Origin of the sequence: Streptomyces sioyaensis, from assembly GCF_004122735.1 — a bacterium.
In the GTDB taxonomy this organism is placed as follows: Bacteria; Actinomycetota; Actinomycetes; order Streptomycetales; family Streptomycetaceae; genus Streptomyces; species Streptomyces sioyaensis.
Map to the genome: position 1 here is coordinate 15955 of NZ_SDIF01000044.1, position 23111 is coordinate 39065.

Annotated in this window: 18 protein-coding genes; 5 read left to right on the plus strand and 13 right to left on the minus strand. The window is 71.3% G+C overall.

Going from position 1 to position 23111, the window contains the following annotated elements:
• The first annotated feature begins 18 nt into the window (after positions 1–18).
• Entirely contained in the window at positions 19–1473 is a 1455-nt protein-coding gene (locus tag EST54_RS17120; RefSeq protein ID WP_129248505.1) for a cytosine permease, read from the plus strand.
• An 84-nt stretch (positions 1474–1557) separates the two neighbouring features.
• On the opposite strand, the gene EST54_RS17125 is transcribed toward EST54_RS17120, so the two are convergent.
• On the minus strand, positions 1558–2664 hold the full coding sequence (locus tag EST54_RS17125; RefSeq protein WP_129248506.1) for a branched-chain amino acid aminotransferase: 1107 nt from the start codon (positions 2662–2664) through the stop codon (positions 1558–1560).
• Between the two features lie 378 nt (positions 2665–3042).
• The gene (locus tag EST54_RS17130) at positions 3043–4083 is read right to left on the minus strand and encodes a 3-isopropylmalate dehydrogenase (RefSeq protein WP_129248507.1); all 1041 of its coding nucleotides are present in this window, start codon (positions 4081–4083) and stop codon (positions 3043–3045) included.
• A 128-nt stretch (positions 4084–4211) separates the two neighbouring features.
• Here EST54_RS17130 and EST54_RS17135 point away from each other — a divergent pair, with 128 nt between their 5' ends.
• Positions 4212–5813 carry a fibronectin type III domain-containing protein gene (locus EST54_RS17135; RefSeq protein WP_167511556.1) on the plus strand — a complete coding sequence of 534 codons (1602 nt, stop codon included), beginning with the start codon at positions 4212–4214 and terminating at the stop codon, positions 5811–5813.
• A 157-nt stretch (positions 5814–5970) separates the two neighbouring features.
• Here EST54_RS17135 and EST54_RS35915 read toward each other — a convergent pair whose 3' ends face one another.
• A complete protein-coding gene (locus tag EST54_RS35915; protein WP_006602915.1) occupies positions 5971–6102 on the minus strand; it encodes a hypothetical protein in 132 nt (43 codons plus the stop codon).
• Between the two features lie 352 nt (positions 6103–6454).
• On the opposite strand from EST54_RS35915, the gene EST54_RS17140 reads away from it, so the two are divergent.
• Positions 6455–7111: a Uma2 family endonuclease gene (locus EST54_RS17140; RefSeq protein WP_129248508.1), complete on the plus strand. Its 657-nt coding sequence runs from the start codon at positions 6455–6457 to the stop codon at positions 7109–7111.
• Positions 7112–7176: 65 nt separating this feature from the next.
• Here the strand turns inward: EST54_RS17140 and pruA are convergent, their stop codons facing one another.
• Positions 7177–8817 carry an L-glutamate gamma-semialdehyde dehydrogenase gene (pruA, locus tag EST54_RS17145; protein WP_129248509.1) on the minus strand — a complete coding sequence of 547 codons (1641 nt, stop codon included), beginning with the start codon at positions 8815–8817 and terminating at the stop codon, positions 7177–7179.
• A 148-nt stretch (positions 8818–8965) separates the two neighbouring features.
• Entirely contained in the window at positions 8966–9892 is a 927-nt protein-coding gene (locus tag EST54_RS17150) for a proline dehydrogenase family protein (protein ID WP_129248510.1), read from the minus strand.
• Between the two features lie 264 nt (positions 9893–10156).
• Here EST54_RS17150 and EST54_RS17155 point away from each other — a divergent pair, with 264 nt between their 5' ends.
• Positions 10157–11509, plus strand: a complete 1353-nt coding sequence (locus EST54_RS17155) for a PucR family transcriptional regulator (protein ID WP_129248511.1) — start codon at positions 10157–10159, stop codon at positions 11507–11509.
• A 45-nt stretch (positions 11510–11554) separates the two neighbouring features.
• Here EST54_RS17155 and EST54_RS17160 read toward each other — a convergent pair whose 3' ends face one another.
• The 7 genes from EST54_RS17160 to EST54_RS17190 all read right to left on the minus strand — a co-directional run bounded on the left by EST54_RS17160 (position 11555) and on the right by EST54_RS17190 (position 20784).
• Complete coding sequence (locus tag EST54_RS17160) at positions 11555–12151, minus strand: TetR/AcrR family transcriptional regulator (RefSeq protein ID WP_129248512.1); 597 nt, start codon at positions 12149–12151, stop codon at positions 11555–11557.
• 160 nt (positions 12152–12311) lie between these two features.
• The gene (locus tag EST54_RS17165) at positions 12312–12989 is read right to left on the minus strand and encodes a PRC-barrel domain-containing protein (protein ID WP_129248513.1); all 678 of its coding nucleotides are present in this window, start codon (positions 12987–12989) and stop codon (positions 12312–12314) included.
• Positions 12990–13290: 301 nt separating this feature from the next.
• Complete coding sequence (gene serA, locus EST54_RS17170) at positions 13291–14883, minus strand: phosphoglycerate dehydrogenase (RefSeq protein WP_129248514.1); 1593 nt, start codon at positions 14881–14883, stop codon at positions 13291–13293.
• A 258-nt stretch (positions 14884–15141) separates the two neighbouring features.
• The gene (ilvC, locus tag EST54_RS17175) at positions 15142–16140 is read right to left on the minus strand and encodes a ketol-acid reductoisomerase (protein WP_006602924.1); all 999 of its coding nucleotides are present in this window, start codon (positions 16138–16140) and stop codon (positions 15142–15144) included.
• Positions 16141–16243: 103 nt separating this feature from the next.
• Entirely contained in the window at positions 16244–16768 is a 525-nt protein-coding gene (gene ilvN / locus EST54_RS17180) for an acetolactate synthase small subunit (RefSeq protein ID WP_006602925.1), read from the minus strand.
• A 40-nt stretch (positions 16769–16808) separates the two neighbouring features.
• Entirely contained in the window at positions 16809–18677 is a 1869-nt protein-coding gene (locus EST54_RS17185; RefSeq protein ID WP_129248515.1) for an acetolactate synthase large subunit, read from the minus strand.
• 208 nt (positions 18678–18885) lie between these two features.
• Positions 18886–20784: a putative bifunctional diguanylate cyclase/phosphodiesterase gene (locus EST54_RS17190; RefSeq protein WP_372448215.1), complete on the minus strand. Its 1899-nt coding sequence runs from the start codon at positions 20782–20784 to the stop codon at positions 18886–18888.
• A 168-nt stretch (positions 20785–20952) separates the two neighbouring features.
• Between EST54_RS17190 and EST54_RS36180 the strand changes: the two genes are divergently transcribed.
• Positions 20953–21324, plus strand: a complete 372-nt coding sequence (locus EST54_RS36180) for a putative alpha/beta hydrolase (RefSeq protein WP_372448216.1) — start codon at positions 20953–20955, stop codon at positions 21322–21324.
• Between the two features lie 787 nt (positions 21325–22111).
• Here EST54_RS36180 and EST54_RS17195 read toward each other — a convergent pair.
• Positions 22112–23074, minus strand: coding sequence for a 2-hydroxyacid dehydrogenase (locus EST54_RS17195; protein ID WP_129248516.1), 963 nt, complete (start codon positions 23072–23074; stop codon positions 22112–22114).
• Positions 23075–23111 lie beyond the last annotated feature (37 nt).

Below are 23111 nucleotides of genomic sequence, written 5' to 3' on the forward strand. Positions count from 1 at the left end.
CCTCTCAGGGGAGCCCTCATGCCGATCGAACAACGCGGAGTCGACACCGTCCCGGACGAGGAACGCACCAGCGGCCCTCGCGATCTCGTCTCGATCCTGCTCGGGTCGAACCTCGCCCTCGGCGTGGTGATCTTCGGCTGGCTCCCGGTCTCCTTCGGGCTCGGCTTCTGGCCCTCGGTGACCTCCCTGGTGGCCGGCACCCTCGTCGGCACCCTGCTGACCGCCCCGCTCGCCCTGGTCTCGCTGCGCAGCGCCACCAACCTGTCCACCAGCAGCGGCGCCCACTTCGGGGTGCGCGGCCGGCTCATCGGCTCGGTGATCGGCCTGCTGCTGTCGCTCGGCTACACCGCGCTGACCCTGTGGGTCGGCGGCGACGCGGTCGTCGGCACGCTGCACCGGCTCACCGGGCTGCCGTCCGGCGGCGCGGCCTATGCGCTGGTCTACGCGCTGCTGGCCGGTGCCACCGCCCTCGGCGCGGTCTACGGCTACCGGGTGCTGCTGCGGCTGAGCAAGGTGCTCGCCCTGGGCCTGACCGTGCTGCTGGCCGTCGGCGTCGTCGCGTACGCCGGCACCTTCACCACCGCCCCGCCGCACGGCAGCGCGTATCTGCTGGGCGGCTTCTGGCAGACCTGGCTGCTGGCCGCCGTCTCCGCGGGCCTGAGCGGCCCGATCGCGTTCATCACCCTGCTCGGCGACTACAGCCGCTACATCTCCCCGCGCCGGCACAGCGGCCGGAAGGTCTTCGGCGCCACCTGTCTGGGCCTGGTGGTCGGGCTGCTGGTGCCGCAGCTGTTCGGTACGTTCACCGCGCTCGCCGTCGGTGCGGGCGCCGACTACGCGGGGCCGCTGGTGGCCGGCGCCCCCTTCTGGTACCTGGCGCTGCTGCTGCTCAACGCCTCGGCCGGCTCGGTCGGCAACGCCGGGCTGATGCTCTACAGCATGGGCCTGGACCTGGACGCGATCCTGCCGCGCGCCACCCGCACCCAGGCCACCTGTGTGGTCGCCGCGGTGTCGACCGCGCTGGTCTACGCCGGTCACTTCCTGTGGGCCGCGCAGGACGCGATGACGTCCTTCGTGCTGCTGATGACGGCCGTCGGCACGCCCTGGGCGGTGATCACCGTGATCGGCTTCGTCCGCTGCCGCGGCGCCTACGACCCGGAGTCGCTCCAGGTCTACAACCGCCGCGCCCGGGGCGGCGTGTACTGGTACCGGGCCGGCTGGCACGTCCGGGCCGCCGTCTCCTGGGCGCTCGGCTCGGTGGTCGGCGTGCTGGGCGTGGACACGCCCTTCTACCAGGGGCCGCTGCTGCCCCTGACCGGCGGCATCGACCTCAGCTTCCTGCTCGCGGCGGCCGTGGGCGGGCTCGCCTACCTGGCCCTCACCGCCCGGGACCCCCGCCCGGTCGCCGCCGTACGCGCCCGGCCGCCCGCCGCACCCGCCGCCGCACCCCAAGCGCCCGCGGAGGCCGGCTGACGTGGCCCGGGCACGACCGAGGCCGCCCCGGCAGCATGCCGGCGGCGGCCTCGGCAGGACGGGCGGCGGCGGCCGCCGCCCGGATCAGCCCAGGGGGTGCATCCAGCCGTGCTTGTCCTCGGCGACGCCGCGCTGGATGTCCAGCAGCGCCTCGCGCAGCTTCAGCGTGACCTTGCCGGGCTCGCCGTCGGACTGGGTCCACTCACCGCCCGCGCTCTTGACCGTGCCGACCGGGGTGATCACCGCGGCCGTACCGCAGGCGAAGACCTCGGTGAGGGTGCCGTTCTCGGTGTCGGCCTGCCACTGGCCGATGGAGATCCGGTCCTCCTGCGCCGCGAAGCCCAGATCGCGGGCGACGGCCAGCAGGGAGTCACGGGTGACGCCGGCGAGGAGCGAGCCGGTCAGTGTGGGCGTGACGATCTTGACGCCGCTCGCGGAGTCGTCCTTGTACACGAAGTACAGGTTCATGCCGCCGAGTTCCTCGACCCACTTGTGCTCCACGGCGTCGAGGTAGGCGACCTGGTCACAGCCCTGCGCGGCGGCCTCGGCCTGCGCCAGCAGCGAGGCGGCGTAGTTGCCGCCGGTCTTGGCGTCGCCCATGCCGCCGGGCACGGCCCGCACCCGGTTCTCGGACAGCCAGATGGAGACCGGCTGGACGCCACCGGGGAAGTAGGCCCCGGCCGGCGAGGCGATGACGACGAAGAGGTACTCGTTGGCGGGCTTCACGCCCAGGCCGACCTCGGTCGCGATCATGAACGGGCGCAGGTAGAGCGACTCCTCGCCGCCGTGCGCGGGCACCCAGTCCTTGTCCTGCCGGACCAGCGCGTCGCACGCCTCGATGAAGGTCTCGACGGGCAGCTCCGGCATGGCCAGGCGGCGCGCGGAGGCCTGGAAGCGCCGGGCGTTGGCGTCGGGGCGGAAGGTGGCGACGGTGCCGTCGGGCCGGCGGTAGGCCTTGAGGCCCTCGAAGATCTCCTGCGCGTAGTGCAGGACGTTGGTCGCCGGGTCGAGGGAGAGCGGTCCGTAGGGCACGAGCTGTCCGTCGTGCCAGCCTCTGCCCTCGGTCCACTTGATCGTCACCATGTGATCGGTGAAGTGGCGGCCGAAGCCGGGGGCGGCCAGGATCTGCTCCCGCTCCGCGTCGGACAGCGGATGCGAGGAGGGCTTGAGCTCGATCGTGGGCGTCGTCATGAATGCATGTCCTTCACTGCGTGTTCCGATACCTGGTGCCCCGCCCAGCGTGCGCTGGAGGAGCGTCACCGGCCCAGCCCTCCGGCCGGGCGAGGGGGTCGACCCCCGCCATGCGGCACCGGTGCGGTGTGTCCGGCCGCGCTCACGGCAGTTCCTGAACGTACCGGTCGTTACTGGGACGTCCGAGTTCTCGCGGGCGGCGATGCCACGTCCGATTATCGCTCGTGGGTCCTGGCCGCCGGAACCGTGTGCGCGTTCCGGGTCCGATGGTCCCACCCCGCCGGGCCGTGGCGCCGCGCGGGGCAATACGCGCAGCGCCGGACCTGGACGTGGTGTCCCGGCCCGGCGCTGCGGTGGTGCGTGTCGCTGCCGCGGGCCTCAGCCCGCTACTCGTGCGGCGAGGGCGTCGCCGATCTCGTCGGTGCTGCGCGGGGCCTCGCCGCGGGCCTCCAGGTCGGCCGCGACGGCCTCCTCGATGCGGGCGGCCTGCGGCGCGTAGCCGAGGTGGCGCAGGAGCAGGGCCACGGACAGGATCGTCGCCGTCGGGTCGGCCTTGCCGCTGCCCGCGATGTCCGGCGCGGAGCCGTGCACCGGCTCGAACATCGAGGGGAACTCGCCGGTCGGGTTGATGTTCCCGGAGGCGGCCAGGCCGATGCCGCCGGTGACGGCCGCGGCGAGGTCGGTGAGGATGTCACCGAAGAGGTTGTCGGTGACGATCACGTCGAACCGCTCGGGCTGGGTGACGAAGAAGATCGTCGCGGCATCGACGTGCAGGTAGTCGGTGGTGACCTCGGGGTACTCCTGGCCGACCTTGTCGAAGATGTTCTTCCACATGTGGCCCGCGTACACCAGCACGTTGTTCTTGTGCACCAACGTCAGCTTCTTGCGCGGGCGGGCGTTGGCCCGCTCGTACGCGTCCCGGACCACGCGCTCCACGCCGTAGGCGGTGTTGAGGCTGACCTCGGTGGCGACCTCGGCCGGGGTGCCGGTGCGCAGCGAGCCGCCGTTGCCCGTGTACGGCCCCTCGGTGCCCTCGCGGACGACCACGAAGTCGATGTCGGGACGGCCGGCGAGCGGCGTCGACGTGTTCGGGAACAGCTTCGACGGGCGCAGGTTCACGAAGTGGTCGAAGGCAAAGCGGAGCTTGAGCAGCAGCCCGCGCTCCAGCACGCCGGAGGGCACGGACGGGTCGCCGATCGCGCCGAGCAGGATCGCGTCGTGCTGCTTGAGCGACGCCAGCTCCTCGTCCGGCAGGGTCTCACCGGTCGCATGCCATCGCCGGGCACCGAGGTCGTACTCCTTGGTTTCCAGCTTGACGTCCTGCGGGAGGACCGCGGTCAGGACCTTCAGGCCCTGGGCCACGACTTCCTGGCCGATACCGTCACCGGGGATCACTGCGAGGCGAATGCTGCGAGACATGCTGCGGACCCTACTCTCCGTCCCATTGATTGACACGTAACGTCCGCCATACGGACATAGCGAGGCGGCCACCTGCCGTTCACCCCGCGTCCCCACGGCAGTTGGATCATGCTGCGACATTCGGCGGCATGACTGGAAACGCCCGGGGGGCCGCCCCGCAGCCCTCGCACACCCCGCGCCTCGGCATACCGGAGCAGCTGGCGGCCCGGATGAGCATGCCCGAGCAGCACGACTACCTCCGTACGAAGCTGACCCGCCGGGGCCTGCTGCGCACCTCGGCCGCCACCGCGGGAACGGTGGCGGGCTCCGGTCTGCTGGCCGGATCGGCCCAGGCCTCCTCCCCCACCCTGCTCGCCTCCTCCGCCACCGCCACCGTCGACGGGTCCCTCGTCGCCCCCTTCGGCCGCCACCTCGCCTTCGGCGCCGACCCCAGGAGCCAGATGCGGGTGAGCTGGCAGGTGCCGTTCCCGGTCAAGCGGCCGTACGTCCGGGTGGGCCTGAAGCCCTGGGACCTGGGACGCAAGATCGAGGCCGAGGTGCGCCCCCTGCACACCCCCTCGCTGTCCGCGAAGCTGCCGGCCGTGCAGCAGTACTACCTGCACGCCGCGCTGGACGGGCTGCAGCCGGGAACGACGTACTACTACGGCGTCGGCCACGACGGCTTCGACCCGGCCGACCCGCGGCACTTCTCCACCGTCGGCACCTTCCGCACGGCCCCGGCCCGCCCCGAGACGTTCGTCTTCACGGCCTTCGGCGACCAGGGCGTGAGCTACCACGCCCTCGCCAACGACCAGTTGATCCTGGGTCAGAATCCGTCCTTCCACCTGCACGCGGGCGACATCTGCTACGCGGACACCGACGGCGACGGCTCCGAGCACGACGCCTACGACGCCCGGGTCTGGGACCAGTTCCTCGCCCAGACCGAGTCGGTCGCCAAGTCCGTGCCCTGGATGGTGACCACCGGCAACCACGACATGGAGGCCTGGTACTCCCCCCACGGCTACGGCGGCCAGAACGCCCGCTGGACGCTGCCCGGCAACGGCCCGGACGCCGAGAACGCCCCCGGCGTCTACTCGTTCACCTACGGCAACGTCGCGGTCGTCGCCCTGGACGCCAACGACGTCTCGTACGAGATCCCCGCCAACCAGGGCTACACCGGCGGCCGGCAGACCCGCTGGCTGGACCGCAGGCTGGCCGAGCTGCGCGGCACGGAGGGCATCGACTTCCTCGTCGTCTTCTTCCACCACTGCGCCTTCTCGACGACCAACTCGCACGCCTCCGAGGGCGGCGTGCGCGACGCCTGGCTGCCGCTCTTCGACAAGCACCAGGTCGACCTGGTCGTCAACGGCCACAACCACGTCTACGAGCGGACCGACGCGCTCAAGGGCGGCCGGGTCACCAAGAAGATGCCGGTCGGCGAGAGCGTCGACACGGCACGGGACGGCATCGTGTACGTGACCGCCGGCGGCGCGGGCCGGGCCCTGTACGACTTCCCCGTACCGGACAGCTACGAGGGCCACGTCAAGGACCTCGACCACGTCGACACGTACCACTGGTCGAAGGGCCAGGTGAAGACCAAGGAAACCGTGGAGTGGTCCCGGGTCCGCTACACCGGCTACTCCTTCCTCGCCGTCGAGGTCTCCCCGGGCCACCGCCCGCGGATGAAGGTCACCGCGCTCGCCGAATCCGGCGAGCGCATCGACCACTTCGAGGTGACCCGCTCGCGGTGAGCCGGTCCGCCACAGGGGCGCCCGCGATCCGGGCGCCCCGTCGGGCGGTCAGGAGAGAAAGAGCCAGCGGGCCACGGACAGCCGGATCCGCCAGCAGCAGCGGCAGGGCATCGAGGCCGGCCTGGTCAGCACGGACCCGCTTCGCACGCGGAGCATCTCAGTGCCCGGTGGAGCCGCCGTTGTCCCGGCGGTCGAGGGCACGCTGGAGGGCGGCCGCCGCGTTCCGGCGGTCGGCGTCGTTGGTCGTCCGGACGGAGTGACGGGTCCTGCGGACGGCAGTCTCGGCCATGATTCACGTCTCCAATGCCAGAGCCCCGAGAACAAATGGGATGCGTCGATCCAGAAGCGGCCGGAAAGGGCGGGGGCCTCGGCGCCGCAGGGGTCACCTGCGCCGTGCACCGGGCCGCATCCGCCTCCGCTCGATGGAGCGGGACGTTCGGCTTCCTACAACGCTAGGACAGCTCGGCCGTGATGTCTGCACAATTACTTGGGCTTCCTACTATCTGAGACGGCGGGCGTGTGCTCGAACGAGTGATCCCCGGACATTCGCAGGTCATGGCCGTCCCCGCGCTCCCTAGCGTGGCGGGTGTCGCTTGTGCCACGAGGTCAAGCTCGCCCACACTGAGGAGGAGGTGCACACCATGACCGCGCTCGCGCAGGAGGCGCCCGTGACCACGCCGGAGATCACAACACCGGACGACACGACATCCGGCTCCGATCCGGACGAGGCGCTGTGGCAGGCATGGAAAACCATGGAACTCCCCGAGGGCCTTCGCGCCGAGATCATCGAGGGGTTCATCGAGGTGTCGCCCACCGGACGTTTTGCACACGGCCAGATCGCCAACCGCTTGCGGGACAAGCTGGTGGTGTTCCTGGCAGAAAGTGAGTACGTGGCACGCCAGGACATGAATGTCGTCCACGATCGCAAGGTATGGATCCCCGATTGCTTCGTTGCACCGGAAGATCTTGAGGAGCATGTCACCGACGACGGTATCGGTATCAAGGCAACCGCCGTGCAGACGATCGTCGAGGTGGTCTCTCCGGGCCACGACGGCCTTGAACGCGACCGGGAACGCAAGCGCCGTGCCTACGCCCGCGCCGGCATCCCGGTCTACGTCCTCATCGACGACTACGACGACCACGGGACCGTGAGCGTGCTCACCTCGCCCCGTCCCGACGACGGGGTCTACACCAACGCGCACCATGTCGCGTACGGCACCGACGTAACCATCCCCGAAGGCCCCGCCAAGGGCTTCACCATCGGCGAGGCGATCACCGGGCCTCCGCGCAACGCCTGAACCGACACCGACGGCCCGGCGCCCCCGGGGAGAGGGGTGCCGGGCCGTCGGCGTGCGCGTGGGCGTCAGCCCATGTGCGGGTAGCGGTAGTCCGTCGGCGGGACCAGGGTCTCCTTGATGGAGCGGGTGGAGGTCCAGCGCATCAGGTTCTGCTTGGCGCCGGCCTTGTCGTTGGTGCCGGACGCGCGGCCGCCGCCGAAGGGCTGCTGGCCGACGACGGCGCCGGTCGGCTTGTCGTTGATGTAGAAGTTGCCCGCGGCGAAGCGCAGCTTCTCGCAGGTCGCGGCGGCCGCGGCACGGTCCTGGGCGATGACGCAACCGGTCAGGCCGTAGGCCGAGGCGGACTCCATCTGGGTGAGCATCGCGTCGTAGCCCTCGTCGGACTCGTCGTCGTAGACGTACACGCCCAGGATCGGGCCGAAGTACTCGTCCTTGAAGATCTCGTTCTCCGGGTCGGTGGAGACCAGGACCGTCGGGCGGACGAAGTAGCCCTCGCTGTCGTCGTACGTACCGCCGGCCACGACCTCGACCGTCGGGTCGGCCTTGGCGCGGTCGATCGCCGCCTTGTTCTTGGCGAAGGAGCGCTCGTCGATGACCGCGCCGATGAAGTGCGACAGGTCGGAGACGTCGCCCATGGCCAGGCCGTCGACCTCGGCCGCGAACTCCTCCTTGAGGCCGTTGTTCCACAGCGAGGCCGGGACGTAGGCGCGGGAGGCCGCGGAGCACTTCTGGCCCTGGAACTCGAAGGCGCCACGGGTCATGGCGGTCTTCAGCACGGAGCGGTCGGCCGAGGGGTGGGCGACGATGAAGTCCTTGCCACCGGTCTCACCGACGAGCCGCGGGTAGGTCTTGTAGTTCTCGATGTTGTTGCCGACCGTCTTCCACAGGTGCTGGAAGGTCTTGGTCGAGCCGGTGAAGTGGATGCCCGCCAGGTCGGGGTGGGTCAGCGCCACCTCCGAGACGTCCTTGCCGTCGCCGGTGACGAGGTTGATGACGCCCTTGGGCAGCCCGGCCTCCTCCAGCAGCTGCATCAGCAGCACGGCGGCGAGGGTCTGCGTCGGGGACGGCTTCCAGACGACGACGTTGCCCATGAGGGCGGGCGCGGTCGGGAGGTTGCCGGCGATCGCGGTGAAGTTGAACGGCGTGATCGCGTAGACGAAGCCTTCGAGGGGGCGGTGGTCCGAGCGGTTCCAGACGCCCGGGGAGTTCGCCGGGGGCTGCTCGGCGAGGATCTGGCGCGCGAAGTGCACGTTGAAGCGCCAGAAGTCGATGAGCTCACAGGGGGTGTCGATCTCGGCCTGCTGGGCGGTCTTGGACTGGCCGAGCATGGTGGCGGCGGCCAGCGTCTCGCGCCAGGGGCCGGAGAGCAGATCGGCGGCCTTCAGGATGATCGCGGCGCGGTCGTCGAAGGACATCGCGCGCCAGGCCGGGGCGGCGGCCAGCGCGGCGTCGACCGCGGCCTGGGCGTCGTCGACCGTGGCGTTGGCGTACGTGCCGAGGCGGGCCGAGTGGTTGTGCGGCTGCACGACGTCGAAACGCTCGCCGCCGCCCATCCGGCGCTCACCGCCGATGGTCATCGGCAGCTCGATCGGGTTGCCGGCCAGCTCCTTGAGCTTGGCCTCCAGACGGGAACGCTCCGGGCTGCCGGGTGCGTAGGTGTGGACCGGCTCGTTCACCGGCACGGGGACCTGGGTCACAGCGTCCATAGCGGCCGTGTCTCCTTCGATTTCGCTCGTCGGTTGTCGTACGTCGTGGTGCGGCCGCGGCCGCGTCGGGTGGGCGGCTGCGGGCGGCGCCGTCCGGGTGCACACCCCGGGCTTCCAGCATCCACCCGCGCCGCCCTCCGCGGGGCGGTCAGCCGCGGGTCGCCAGCGACCTCAGGAAGAACCCGAGGTTCGCGGGGCGCTCGGCGAGTCGGCGCATGAAATATCCGTACCAGTCGGTGCCATAGGGGATGTACACCCGCATACGGTGCCCGTCGGCGACCAGCCGCTGCTGCTCCGCCTCGCGGATGCCGTACAGCATCTGGAATTCGTAGTCGGCCGGCTTGCGCCCGTTGCGGTGCGCCAGCTCCTGGCCGATGGCCACCATCCGCGGGTCGTGCGACCCGATCATGGGGTAGCCCTCCCCCGCCATCAGGATCTTCAGACAGCGCACATACGCCTTGTCGACCTCCCGCTTCTCCTGGAAGGCGACGCTCGCGGGCTCCTTGTACGCGCCCTTGACCAGCCGCACCCGGGAACCTTCCCCGGCGAGCGCACGGCAGTCGTCCTCGGTGCGGAACAGGTAGGACTGCAGCACCGCGCCGGTCTGCGGGAACTGCTCCCGCAGGTCGGCGAGGATCGCGAGGGTGGAGTCGACCGTGGTGTGGTCCTCCATGTCGAGGGTCACGGTCGTACCGGCCTCGGCGGCGGCCTCGACCACCGGCCGGACGTTCTGCAGCGCCAGCTCGTGGCCGCCGGGCAGCGCCTGCCCGAAAGCGGACAGCTTGACCGACATCTCGGCCTTGACGCCGAGTCCGTGCTCCTTGAGGGCCGCGGCCAGCTGGAGGTAGGCATCGCGGTTGCGCAGCGCCTCGGCCGGGTCGGTGATGTCCTCGCCCAGGTGGTCGAGGGTGACCTCCAGGCCGCGGGCGGCCAGCGACCGCACGGCCGCCATGGACTCGTCCAGGCGCTCACCGGCGATGAACCGGTCCACGACAGGGCGGGTGAGCGGAGCGGCCGCGACGATGCGGCGGATGCTGTCGCTGCGCGCTGCGGCGAGAAGCACGGGACCCAGCATGGGCACCTCCACGATTCAGGGGGACAAGGACCGGGCGGACACCGGAGCGGGCGAACGCGTCGGCAAGAATGAGCCACCTGAAATTTAAGGATCGCGCCACTTCCCGGCCACCGACAGGTGTCACGCCTTCGTGGTCGGGATCTCAGACAGTTGTATGAGAATGCCGGGAGGGAGACGATGCCAGGGATGACCGTGGTGTGACGGTTGTCCAAAGGTGCCGGTGATGCCGGCGAGGTGGCGACAGGGAGAGGAGCCGGGCGGCGGATGCGGGGCGACTACCAGCAGCTCGTGGACGAGATCTCGGCGGCGCTCGGCGCCCCGGCGACGCTGGAGGACCGGGATTTCGGACTGATTGCGTTCGGGGCCCACGAGAGCGACGACGAGGTCATGGACCCGGTGCGCACCCGCTCGATCCTGCAGCGCCGCTCGTCGGCGGCCGTACGGGCCTGGTTCGAGGCGTTCGGGATCGCCCGCGCCAAGACGGCGCTGCGCATCCCGCCGGACCCGGCCGCCGGCGTCTTCAAGGGGCGGATCTGTCTGCCCGTACGCCATCGGGGCATCGTGCACGGCTACGTCTGGCTGCTGGACGACGGGCACCTGACCGACCTGGAACTGGGCGGCCGGGGCGCGCCGCCCGACCCGCGGATCGCGCAGGCGATGGAGACCGCGTCCCGGATCGGCGCACTGCTGGCCGACGAGGCCCGCGCCGGGTCCGAACTCGGCGAACTGCTCCGGGAGTTGCTCGATGCGCCGGCCGCCGGGCGGCCGGCCGCGGCGGCCGCGCTGCGCGACGCACTGCGGGACAGCCTGCGCTTCACCCCGGGCGTCCCGCTCACCGTCGTCGCCGTACTGCCCTGGGACACCTCGGACACCGACACCGCACCGCTGCCGGGCCTGCCGGGCCTGCTGGCCGCGTGCGCCCTGCCCGCGGGCGGCGGCCCTGAAGGCGTCCCGCCCGCGGACGGGACGCGGGCCGCCCCACCCGACGCGGGAGGCGGCGGCCGCTCCGGCGCCACGGACCGTCCGCGGCCCGCGGCGGCCGTCCCCTCCCTGGCCGCGCTGGTACGGCTGCGCTCGCCCGGGGCGCTCGCCCCGGCCCATGCGGTGGCCGAGCATTTGCTGCGCTCCCCACGCGCGGGCGCGAGCCCGGCCGGGGCGTCGGCGCGGGGTGGCCCGGCCGGCGGCGCCGGGCAGCCCGCGCCGCTCGGGCCGGGTGCCGCCGGAATCGGCGCCGGCACCAGCGAGTTGACGGCGCTCCCGGCCACCTGGCGGGAAGCACTGGACGCGGCCCGCGCGGTCCGCGCCGAGCCCCGGCTGGGCCCGGTCACCCAGTGGGACGCCATCGGCGCGTACCGCATGCTGACCACCCTGCCGAAGGCCGCGCCCGACCCGGTCATCGGCCCGCTGCTCACCCCCGCACACGCCGAACTCGCGCGCACCGCCGAGGTGTTCCTCGACTGCGCGGGCCAGGCGAGCCGGACCGCGCAGGTCCTGGGCATCCACCGCCAGACGCTCTACTACCGCCTGGGCCGGGTGGAGAAGCTCACCGGCCTCGACCTGGGCGACGGGGAGCACCGGCTGCTGCTGCACATGGCGCTCAAGGCGGCACGGCTGTGAGCCCGGCCGGGGCCGGGTCCGCGCCGTGCGCCGCCCCGCCGTGCGTCACGCCGGCCCCGGCACCTCGCCCGTGGTGACCCGGCGCAGCGCGGTGGCGAGGTCCTGGCCGGTGGGCATCCGGTCCGGGGTGAGCAGCGACTGGACCATCAGGCCGGTGAGCAGGGCCCGGTAGAAGGAGCCGACGACGCGCACCGTCTCGGCATCGGCCTCGGTGTCCGGCACCCCGTCGAACGCCGCCACGAGTTCCTCGCCGCCCTCCGGCAGCACCTCGCCGATGGCCTCGCGCAGTCCCACATCGCGCGGCAGCAGGCCCAGCACCTCGACCTGTGCGGCGATGAACTGCGGTTCCGTGGCGATCCGTTGCAGGACCCGGTCCCAGACGGCGGCGAACCGGTCCAGCGGGTCCGCGTCCCGCGCCTCCTCGTCGCCGGCGGCCGGCATCCGGGCGAGGCCCGCGCCCCACTCCTCGGTGGACGCGATGACCGCCTGGCGCATCAGGGCGTCCTTGGAGCCGTAGTGGTAGCCGATGGAGGCGAGGTTGGCGCCGGAGGCGGCCACGATGTCGCGGGCGGTGGTGCGCGCATAGCCCTTCTCCAGGAGACAGCGTTTGGCGCCCTCCAGGAGATCTTCACGGTGTCCCATGAAGGGAGCCTATCGCTGCGCATACGCTCGTACGAGACGTACGTATGAGACGTCCGTACATGCACGCACAGCCGCCGCGCCGTCCTGACGATGTGCGGGCGGAGGCCGCATGCTCGACCGCGGCCTCCGCCGCTCCCCCGGTCCGGGGCACCCCACCCGGTTACCGGAGCCGGTCCGGCCCGGACCCCTCTCCCGGGTCCGTGCCCTCGTCCGTCTCGGGCGTCTGTTCCGTGCCGCGCCGGGCGTCCTTGTCGTCCGGGCCGGACGGCCCCGACCGCGTCCCGGCGCCCGCCCCGGCCAGCGGCCCGTCGACCAGCTTGTTGCGCTCACCGGGCGGCCGTCCCGGGGAGCCACCGCCCGCCGGGGGCCGCCCCCCGGCGTCCTTCGTTCCGGCCGCGCCCGCACCGGATGCCGTGCCCGCCGCGTCGGTGCCCGGGGAGGCCGCGGTGTCGGACGCCGTGTCGGCGGCCGGTGCCTCCCCGGCGGCGTCCTCCGGTCCGCCCGGGCCGGACGCGCCCGGCCGGGGCATCCCGTAGTGGCGATAGAGCTCGGTCTCTTCGGAGGGATCGAGATGGCCGTCGACGTCGATCCGCGGCGCCGCCTTGATGGTGTGCTTGTCGTGCGGAACATGCAGTTCGTCGCCGGTCCGGCGGGCCCCGGCGAGCGGAACGAAGGTCTCCTTCATGCCGAACAGCCCGGTACGCACCGTGATCCACTCGGGCTCGTTGGTGGCGTCGTCCCGGTAGACCTGCTGGACCTTGCCCACCTTCGTACCGTCCGCGTCGACCACCTGCAGACCGGTCAGGCTCTGCGGGGCGTCACCCAGAGGTGCATTCATGGCGTCCGCTCTCCTTCCGCACGCACCGGCCGGGGCACGCGCAGTACCCATTGCGCGACGCGCACCTCTCCGCAGCGACTCGGGAGGACCGCCGGCCCGGGGCGACGGCGGTCCCACGGCGACGCTTCCGGCCTCCACGCCCCCACCCTCCGATACGCCATTCGGGTGAATGATGAGCCCGTCGGAGAGCACCGGGCACCGGGTCGCGCACCACCGCCGCGCCCGTACGATGCCGGCACGCCAACGGGCCCGCACTCCGCCGAAGCGGAATACGGGCCCGTTGACCTGCGAAAAGCTACGATCAGTCGCCGAGGTTCACCGCGCGCACCGAGGTCGCGCCGATCTCCTCGCCGATCTCGGCGAGCACGTTCGGCGGAATGGTGTCGTCGACGGTCAGCGCGACCAGCGCCTCGCCACCGACATCGGCCCGGGAGACCTGCATCCCGCCGATGTTGACGCCCGCCTCGCCCAGGATCCGGCCGACGGTGCCGACGACACCGGGGCGGTCGCTGTAGCGCATGAAGGCCATGTGGTCGGCGAGCGACAGGTCGATGGAGTGCTCACCGACTGCGACGATCTTCTGGATGTTCTTGTGGCCGGACAGCGTGCCGGAGATCGACACCTCGTCGCCGCCCGCGAGGGTGCCGCGCACGGTCACCACATTGCGGTGCTCGGGCGACTCGCTGCTGGTCGTCAGCCGCACCTCGACGCCGCGCTCCTGCGCGAACAGCGGGGCGTTGACGTACGACACCGTCTCGTCGACGACGTCCTCGAAGACGCCCTTGAGCGCGGAGAGTTCCAGCACCTTCACATCGTGCTGGGTGATCTCGCCGTACACCTCGACGTCCAGCCGCATCGCGACCTCGCCGGCCAGCGCGGTGAAGATCCGGCCGAGCCGCTCGGCCAGCGGCAGGCCCGGCTTGACGTCCTCGGCGATCACTCCGCCCTGGACGTTGACCGCGTCCGGGACCAGCTCACCGGCGAGCGCGAGCCGCACCGACTTGGCGACCGCGATACCGGCCTTCTCCTGCGCCTCACCGGTCGACGCCCCCAGGTGCGGGGTGGCGACGACCTGGTCGAACTCGAACAGCGGGGAGTCCGTGCAGGGCTCGACGGCGTAGACGTCCAGGCCCGCGCCGGCCACCCGGCCCTCCTTGAGCGCGGTGGCCAGCGCCGCCTCGTCGACGATCCCGCCGCGCGCGGCGTTGACGATCCTGACCGACGGCTTGACCTTGTTCAGCGCCTCGTCGCCGATGAGACCGACGGTCTCGGGCGTCTTGGGGAGGTGCACGGTGATGAAGTCGGAGACCGCGAGCAGCTCGTCGAGGGTCAGCAGCTTGACGCCCATCTGCGCGGCACGGGCCGGCTGGACGTAGGGGTCGTAGGCGACGACCTTCATGCCGAACGCCGACATCCGCTGGGCGACCAGGACGCCGATCCGGCCGAGGCCGACCACGCCGAGGGTCTTCTCGCTGAGCTCGACGCCGGTGTACTTGCTGCGCTTCCACTCGCCGTTCTTCAGGGCGGTGTTGGCCTGCGGGATGTTGCGGGCCGTGGCGACCAGCAGACCGCAGGCGAGCTCGGCGGCGGTGACGATGTTGGAGGTCGGGGCGTTGACGACCATCACGCCGGCCTTGGTGGCGGCGGAGACGTCGACGTTGTCCAGGCCCACGCCCGCGCGGGCGACGACCCGCAGCTTCTTGGCGGCGGCGATGGCCTCGGCGTCGATCTTCGTCGCACTGCGCACGAGGACGGCGTCGACATCGACGATCGCGGGGAGCAGCTCGGCGCGGTCCGCGCCGTTGCAGTGCCGGATCTCGAAGTCCGGCCCGAGGGCGTCGACGGTGGCGGGCGACAGTTCTTCGGCGATGAGTACGACAGGTTTCGAGCTCACGTGGTCTTCAGTCCTCACTAGTCCTTCGCGGACGGCCGTCCCGACGGCCGAAGGCGGTGAAGGGGGAAAGCCGCGTGGAAGACGCACGACGCTGTGAGCCTGACGCGCTTGTGCAATGCAGTGTAGTGGCGGTGGGGGGTTCGTCCTGCGCCGCTGCGGAAGGGTCACCCGTGCGTGGTCCTACGCGGCGGACAAGGCGCCGCCGGTCGGCGCGACGGACGGGGGCCACGGCCTGCGCCGCGGCCCCCTGTCCCTGGCTTACGCCTCGTCGTCCACCCAGCTCATGAGCTTGCGGAGCTTCTTGCCGGTGGTCTCCAGCAGGTGGTCCTCGTCGGCCTTCTTGTACTCGTTGTACTTCGGCAGACCGGCGTTGTACTCGGCCATCCAGTTGTTGGCGAAGGTGCCGTCCTGGATCTCGGCGAGCACCTTCTTCATCTCGGCCTTGGTCTGGTCGGTGATGATGCGGGGGCCGGTGACGTAGTCGCCCCACTCGGCGGTCTCGGAGACCGACCAGCGCATCTTCTCCAGGCCGCCCTCGTACATGAGGTCCACGATCAGCTTCAGCTCGTGGAGGCACTCGAAGTACGCGATCTCCGGCTGGTAGCCCGCCTCGACCAGGGTCTCGAAGCCGGCCTTGACCAGCGCCGAGGCGCCACCGCAGAGCACGGCCTGCTCACCGAACAGGTCGGTCTCGGTCTCCTCGGTGAAGGTGGTCTTGATGACGCCGGCGCGGGTGCCGCCGATGCCCTTGGCGTACGAGAGCGCCAGCGCGAAGGCCTTGCCGGACGCGTCCTGCTCGACGGCCGCGATGCACGGCACGCCGCGGCCCTCCTCGTACTGGCGCCGCACGAGGTGGCCCGGGCCCTTGGGGGCGACCATGCACACGTCGACGTTGGCCGGGGCCTTGATGAAGCCGAAGCGGACGTTCAGGCCGTGGCCGAAGAACAGCGCGTCGCCGTCCTTGAGGTGGTCCTTGATGGACTCCTCGTAGACCTTGGCCTGGATCGGGTCCGGCACCAGGATCATGATGACGTCGGCCTCGGCCGCCGCCTCGGCCGGCGTGACCACACGCAGGCCCTGCTCCTCGGCCTTGGCCTTGGACTTGGAACCCTCGTGCAGACCGACGCGCACATCGACGCCCGAGTCACGCAGCGACAGCGCGTGGGCGTGGCCCTGGCTGCCGTAGCCGATGACCGCGACCTTGCGGTTCTGGATGATGGACAGGTCGGCATCGTCGTCGTAGAACAGCTCGGCCACTTCGGGTCTCTCCTTGGATCTAGCGGGTGCCCACACAGTACGTCGGGCGGGGCGGGGAAGGGCGGTGGGTCTCGCCATGCGGTCCATGTGCACCGCGGCGGGGTCAGGCGGAACGGTCCAGGGCCCGCAGCGAGCGGTCGGTGATGGACCGGGCGCCGCGGCCTATGGCGATCGTGCCGGACTGGACGAGTTCCTTGATGCCGAACGGCTCCAGCATCTTGAGCATCGCCTCCAGCTTCTCACTCGACCCGGTGGCCTCGATGGTGACGGCCTCCGGGGAGACGTCCACGGTCTTGGCGCGGAAGAGCTGGACGATCTCGACGATCTGCGAGCGGGTCTCGTTGTCGGCGCGGACCTTCACCAGGACCAGCTCGCGCTGGATCGCGGAGCCCGGCTCCAGCTCGACGATCTTCAGGACGTTGACGAGCTTGTTGAGCTGCTTGGTGACCTGCTCCAGCGGCAGCGACTCGACGCTGACCACGATGGTGATGCGGGAGATGTCGGGGTGCTCGGTGACCCCGACCGCGAGCGAGTCGATGTTGAAGCCGCGGCGGGAGAACAGCGCGGCGATCCGGGCGAGAATGCCGGGAGTGTTCTCCACCAGAACGGAGAGCGTGTGCTTGGACATGGTCTTCTCTCTTTTTCCGTGCGTCCGTGTCGTCCTGGGATCAGTCGTCTTCGTTGTCGCCGAAGTCGGGACGCACGCCCCGGGCGGCCATGACCTCGTCGTTGGAGGTCCCGGCGGCGACCATCGGCCACACCTGGGCGTCCTCGTGGACGATGAAGTCGATCACGACCGGGCGGTCGTTGATGGCATTGGCCTTGGCGATGACCGCGTCCAGCTCGGCCGGGTCCTCGCAGCGCATCGCGACACAGCCCATCGCCTCGGACAGCTTCACGAAGTCCGGGACGCGGGTGCCACCGCTGGCCTTGCCCGCCGTCACGAGCCCGTTGGACTCGGGGCCGGAGTGCAGCACGGTGTTGGAGTAACGCTGGTTGTAGAAGAGGGTCTGCCACTGGCGGACCATGCCCAGCGCACCGTTGTTGATGATCGCGACCTTGATCGGGATGTTGTTCAGCGCGCAGGTGACCAGCTCCTGGTTGGTCATCTGGAAGCAGCCGTCGCCGTCGATCGCCCAGACCGTACGGTCCGGCTGCCCGGCCTTGGCGCCCATCGCGGCGGGGACGGCGTAGCCCATCGTGCCCGCGCCACCGGAGTTCAGCCAGGTCGAGGGCTTTTCGTAGTCGATGAAGTGGGCGGCCCACATCTGGTGCTGGCCGACGCCCGCGGCGTAGACGGTGTCGGCCGGGGCGAGCTCGCCGATCCGCTGGATGACCTGCTGCGGGGAGAGGCTGCCGTCGTCCGGCAGGTCGTAGCCCAGCGGGTAGGTCTCCCGCCAGCGGTTGAGGTCCTTCCACCAGGCGCCGTAGTCGCCCCGGTGGCCGGCGTCGTGCTCGGCCTGGACGGCGACGATCAGATCGGCGATGACCTCGCGGGCGTCACCGACGATCGGCACGTCCGCGGCACGGTTCTTGCCGATCTCCGCCGGGTCGATGTCCGCGTGCACGACCTTGGCGTACGGCGCGAAGGAGTCCAGCTTGCCGGTGACCCGGTCGTCGAAGCGGGCGCCGAGGGTGATCAGCAGGTCCGACTTCTGCAGTGCGGTGACGGCGGTGACCGAGCCGTGCATGCCGGGCATGCCGACGTGCTGCGGGTGGCTGTCGGGGAAGGAGCCCAGCGCCATCAGGGTGGTGGTGACGGGGGCGCCGGTCAGCTCGGCGAGCACCTTCAGCTCGGTGGTGGCACCGGCCTTCATCACCCCGCCGCCGACGTAGAGGACCGGGCGCTTGGACTCGACGATCAGCCGGGCGGCCTCGCGGATCTGCTTGGCGTGCGGCTTGGTCACCGGGCGGTAGCCGGGGAGCTCGGTGTGCGGCGGCCAGGCGAAGGTGGTCTGCGCCTGGAGCGCGTCCTTGGCGATGTCGACCAGGACCGGGCCGGGCCGGCCGGTGGCCGCGATGTGGAACGCCTCGGCGATCGTCCGGGGGATCTCGGCGGGGTCGGTGACCAGGAAGTTATGCTTGGTGATCGGCATCGTGATGCCGCAGATGTCCGCCTCCTGGAAGGCGTCCGTACCGATCGCCTTGGACGCGACCTGGCCGGTGATCGCCACCAGCGGGACGGAGTCCATGTGGGCGTCGGCGATCGGGGTGACGAGGTTGGTGGCACCCGGGCCCGAGGTCGCCATGCAGACGCCGACCCTGCCGGTGGCCTGCGCGTATCCCGTGGCGGCATGGCCGGCGCCCTGCTCGTGGCGCACCAGGACGTGCCGGACCTTCGAGGAGTCCATCATCGGGTCGTACGCAGGAAGGATCGCGCCGCCGGGAATGCCGAACACGGTGTCGGCCCCGACCTCCTCGAGCGAACGGATCAGCGACTGCGCGCCCGTGACGTGCTCGACGGCGGGCTGCTGCGGTCCGCCGGAGGTACGGGCCCGCGGCTGCGGATGGTGGGCCCCGGAGGCCTGCTCGGTCATCTGCGTCTCTTCTCGAAGCTGAGGGTTTTGACGGATTTGTGAGGTTGCTGTGCAACAAAAAACCCCCCGTGCCAAGTGGCAAGCGAGGGGAGCGCGTCGGTGCGGTTAGCCGGGTTTCGTCAGTGACCCGGCCTCAGCCGACGCGCTTTCCAAGTACGAGAATTCGGGTGCGCATGGCACAGACCCTCCCCCCGCCGTGCACCGGGTGTCAAGTGGGTGGGACGGAGGTCTCACTATTTGAGCGCAATGGCGGATGCACGAGCGATTCCGGGCCCGCCGGGCCGCCCTGTCGTGCGGGCAGTCCGCTGCCGGTGAGCACCACCGCCCGGCCCTGGACCGCGAGGTCCGGCACCGGATAGTGGGCGTGCGTCAGGGACCGCCGCAGCCGGTGTTCGTCGAGCGGCCCGGAGAAGGCCGTGCCCATGCCGTGGGTGCAGCCCATGGAGCGCAGCGCGAGCACCTGCTCGGGCAGATCGACGCCGTCCGCGACGGACTGCATGCCCAGGTCTCCGGCGATCCGCAGCAGCCCTGCGGTGATCTTGTGCAGCCGGGCGGACTCCACCACGCCGTCGACCAGCCCGCGGTCCAGCCGCAGGACGTCGACGGGGAGCCGGCGCAGCGCGCTGATCGCGGCGACTCCGCTGCCGAAGCCGTCCAGGGCGATCCGTACGCCGAGCCGGCGCAGCGCGACCAGCCGGCGCTCCAGGTCGTCCAGCGGAATGCGCGGATCGCTCTCGGACAGCTCCAGGACGAGCGCGCGCGAGGGCAGGCCGTGCCGGGTGAGCAGCGACTCCACGCCCTTGGGGGACAGCGCCTGGTCCAGCAGCCGCCGGGCCGGGAGCCGGACCGCGACCGGGACCGGATAGCCGGCGCGATGGCGGGCCGATGCCTGCTCGACGGCCGCCTCCAACTGCCAGCGGTCCAGCTCCGCGGCGCGGTCGCCGTCGTCCTCCGTGAAGCGTCCGCGGTCGCCGACCCGCAGGAACTCCGCGGGGGTGAAGAAGATGCCCTGGGCGGAGCGCCAGCGGGCGTGCGCCGCGACCGCGGTGACCCGTCCGCTCGACAGCTCCACCACCGGCTGGTGCAGCAGCGAGAAGGCGCCGTCGTGCAGCGCCGTACGGAGCTTGGTGGCGAGCTCGGCACGGTGTGCCACCTCGGTCTGCATCTGCGGGGCGTACAGCTCCACCCGGCCCTTGCCGGCCTGCTTGGCGCGGTACATCGCGAGGTCCGCGTTGCGCAGCAGGCCCGCGGGGCTGACACCGGGCTCGGCGAAGGCCACGCCGATGCTGGCCGCCACCCGCACCTCGCGGCCGTCGATGCGGTACGGCTCGGAGAGCCGGATGCGCAGCCGGTCGGCGATCTCGTGGATCCGGAACTCGCGGGCGGCGAGGTCGCGGGTGCCGTCGCCGGTGATCAGCGCGGCGAACTCGTCGCCGCCCAGCCGGGCCGCTATGTCCCCGGCGCGCACCGAGTCACCGAGCCGGCGGGCGGCCTGGATCAGCAGCTCGTCGCCGGCCTGGTGGCCGATGGTGTCGTTGACCTGCTTGAAGCCGTCGAGGTCGATGTAGAGCACGGCGGTGTCGTGGTCGCTGGCGCGGCGGCCGGTGACGGCCTGGGTGACGCGTTCGGTGAACAGGGCGCGGTTGGGCAGGTCGGTGAGCGCGTCGTGCGAGGCGTTGTGCTGGAGCTGGGCCTGCAGCCGGACGCGTTCGGTGACATCGCGGGAGTTGAAGATCAGGCCGCCGTGGTGGCGGTTGACCGTGGACTCGACGTTCAGCCAGCCGTCGCCCCCGGAGCGCTGCTCGCCGGCGCGGAAGCGGCACTCGATCCGGGTGGTCGGTTCGTCCTCGGGGGCGGCGGCGAGGAATCTGCGGACCTCGTGCACCACCCGGCCCAGGTCCTCGGGGTGGATCAGCGACGCCAGCTCGGAGCCGACCAGCTCCTCGGCGTCGCGCCCGTAGACACCGGCGGCGGCCGGGCTGACATAGCGGAGCACGCCGGTCGGGGCGGCGATCATGATGACGTCGCTGGAGCCCTGCACCAGGGAGCGGAAGTGGTTCTCCTTCTGCGCCAGCTCCTGGGTGAGGGTGATGTTGTCGAGCAGCATGATGCCCTGGCGGACGACCAGCGCGAGGACGACCGTGCAGCCGGTGAACAGCACCACGCGGTCGATGCGCCGCCCGTCCAGGACGTTGGTGAGGATGCCCAGCGTGCAGACGGCGGCGGCGAGATACGGGGTCAGTGCGGCGAGCGAGCCGGCGATGGGACGGCTGCCGTGCGGCGGGACCCGGCGCGCGGCGGGCCTGGTCTCCTCCTGGGTGGGCTCGTCGCCCGCGCGACGGGCGACCCATGGCGCGTACGCGAGCAGTATCGAGCCGGCGAACCATCCGGCGTCCAGGATCTGGCCGGAGCGGTAGTGCTCGCGCAGCAGCGGGGAGCTGAACAGGGCGTCGCACAGCACCGTCAGCGCCAGGGCCGCGACCGCGGTGTTGATCGCCGAGCGGTGCACCGAGGAGCGCCGGAAGTGCAGCACGAGCACCATGCTCACCAGCACGATGTCCAGCAGCGGATAGGCCAGCGACAGCGCGCTCTGCGCCACGCTGCGGCCCTGGAAATGCGCGGTGTGGGCGAGCGCGAGGCTCCATGAGAGGGTGACCAGCGACCCGGCGATCAGCCAGGAGTCGAGCCCCAGACAGACCCAACCGGCCCTGGTCACCGGCCTCTTGGCGAGCACCAGCAGACCGACGATGGCCGGTGGCGCGAACAGCAGGAAGCAGAAGTCGGCCAGGCAGGGGCTGGGTACCGCGGTCCCCATGATGACCTCGTACCAGCCCCATACGCCGTTGCCGAGGCCGGCCATCCCGGAGGAGGCGGCGAACAGCATCCAGGCCGGGCGGAAGCGGGTGCGGCGCTTGCGGGCGTACAGACCGCAGGAGACGGCCGCCAGCAGGGCGGCGAAGCTGAGGCCGAAGTCCCCCATGAACGCTGCGACTTCGGGCGACCCCCAGCCGAAGGCGGCGCCGACGGCATAGCCACCGCAGAGCACGGCGAGGACGATCTGCGGCACCGCGCTCGGCGGATTGCCGGCCGGTGCCGGCGGCCGGGAGAGCATCGCCCCGGGGGCGCTCACCGGATTCTCCTGCTCACCCGTACCGGGCGGCGGCGCGAGCGGCGCTCCTGGGGGCCTCGCAGTATTCCCGCGGGCGCTCGTGGATCATGCTTCTCGCGAATCGTCCATCGGCCGTACATCGCCCGTCGCCCCCCTCGAGTCCCGGATCCTTCGCACGCGCCGTGTCGCTCCCGGCGTCGTCCCCGCTCGGACGATACACCAGTTCCGTCACTCAGGGACATAGCGTCTCTACGGAGCGTGACTGAGGGCGGAATTCGCATACTCCCCGCAGTCTTACGGACTCGTAGCGCTACCCGCGACCGCTTCAGCCGGCGGTGGCGACCACGTTCCGCAGGGGCTCGCCGGCCGCGAAAAGCGTCAACTGATCACGCAGCAGCCGCTTCGCACGGGGCAGAAAAGCAGAGCTGGGGCCGCCGACGTGTGGAGTGAGGAGCACGCCGGGAGCGTGCCACAACGGGTGCCCGGCGGGCAGGGGTTCCGGATCGGTGACATCGAGCGCCGCACGCAGCCGCCCGGACCGGAGTTCGGCGAGCAGTGCCGCGGTGTCGACGATCCCGCCGCGCGCGACGTTCACCAGCAGTGCGCCGTCCTTCATCCGCGCCAGGAAATCGCTTCCGACCAGGCCACGCGTCGCTTCGGTGAGCGGAGTCGCCAGCACGACGACGTCCGCGTCGGGCAGGAGGGCGGACAGGTCGGAGAGTGGATGCACGGGGCCGCGCACAGTGTCACGCGCGGTGCGTGCGATGCGCGCCACCCGCGCACACTCAAAAGGTGTGAGCCGGTCTTCGATGGCACTGCCGATCGAACCATAGCCCACAATGAGGACCGATTTGTCGGCAAGCGCCGGCCGGACGTCCGGCCGCCACTCCCCCGCGTCCTGGCTCCGTACGAAGTCGGGAACGCCGCGCAGCGCCGCGAGGATCAGCGTGAGCGCGAGCTCGGCGGTGCTGGCGTCGTGCAGTCCGCGGGCGTTGCACAGTTGGGTCCCCGACGGCATCCGGGACAGCCCCGGCAGCATCTCGTCGACACCGGCCGTGAGGGTCTGCACCACCCGCACCCGGCTCATCCGGGACAGCGGGCGCAGGCTCACCTCCGCGCCCTTCATATAGGGGACCGCATAGAAAACGCAGCGGCCCGGATCGGCCGGGTAGTCGAGGCCGGCGTCCCAGTGGAGATAGCGGAGACCGGCGGGGAGGCCCTCGATGCCGTCGGGCGGGATCGGGAGCCATACGTCGTGCGCCTCGGTGCGCTGGTCTGCGGTTGCCATGACCGCAGGCTATGCGAAGAGATGTTCTGCTCAGACG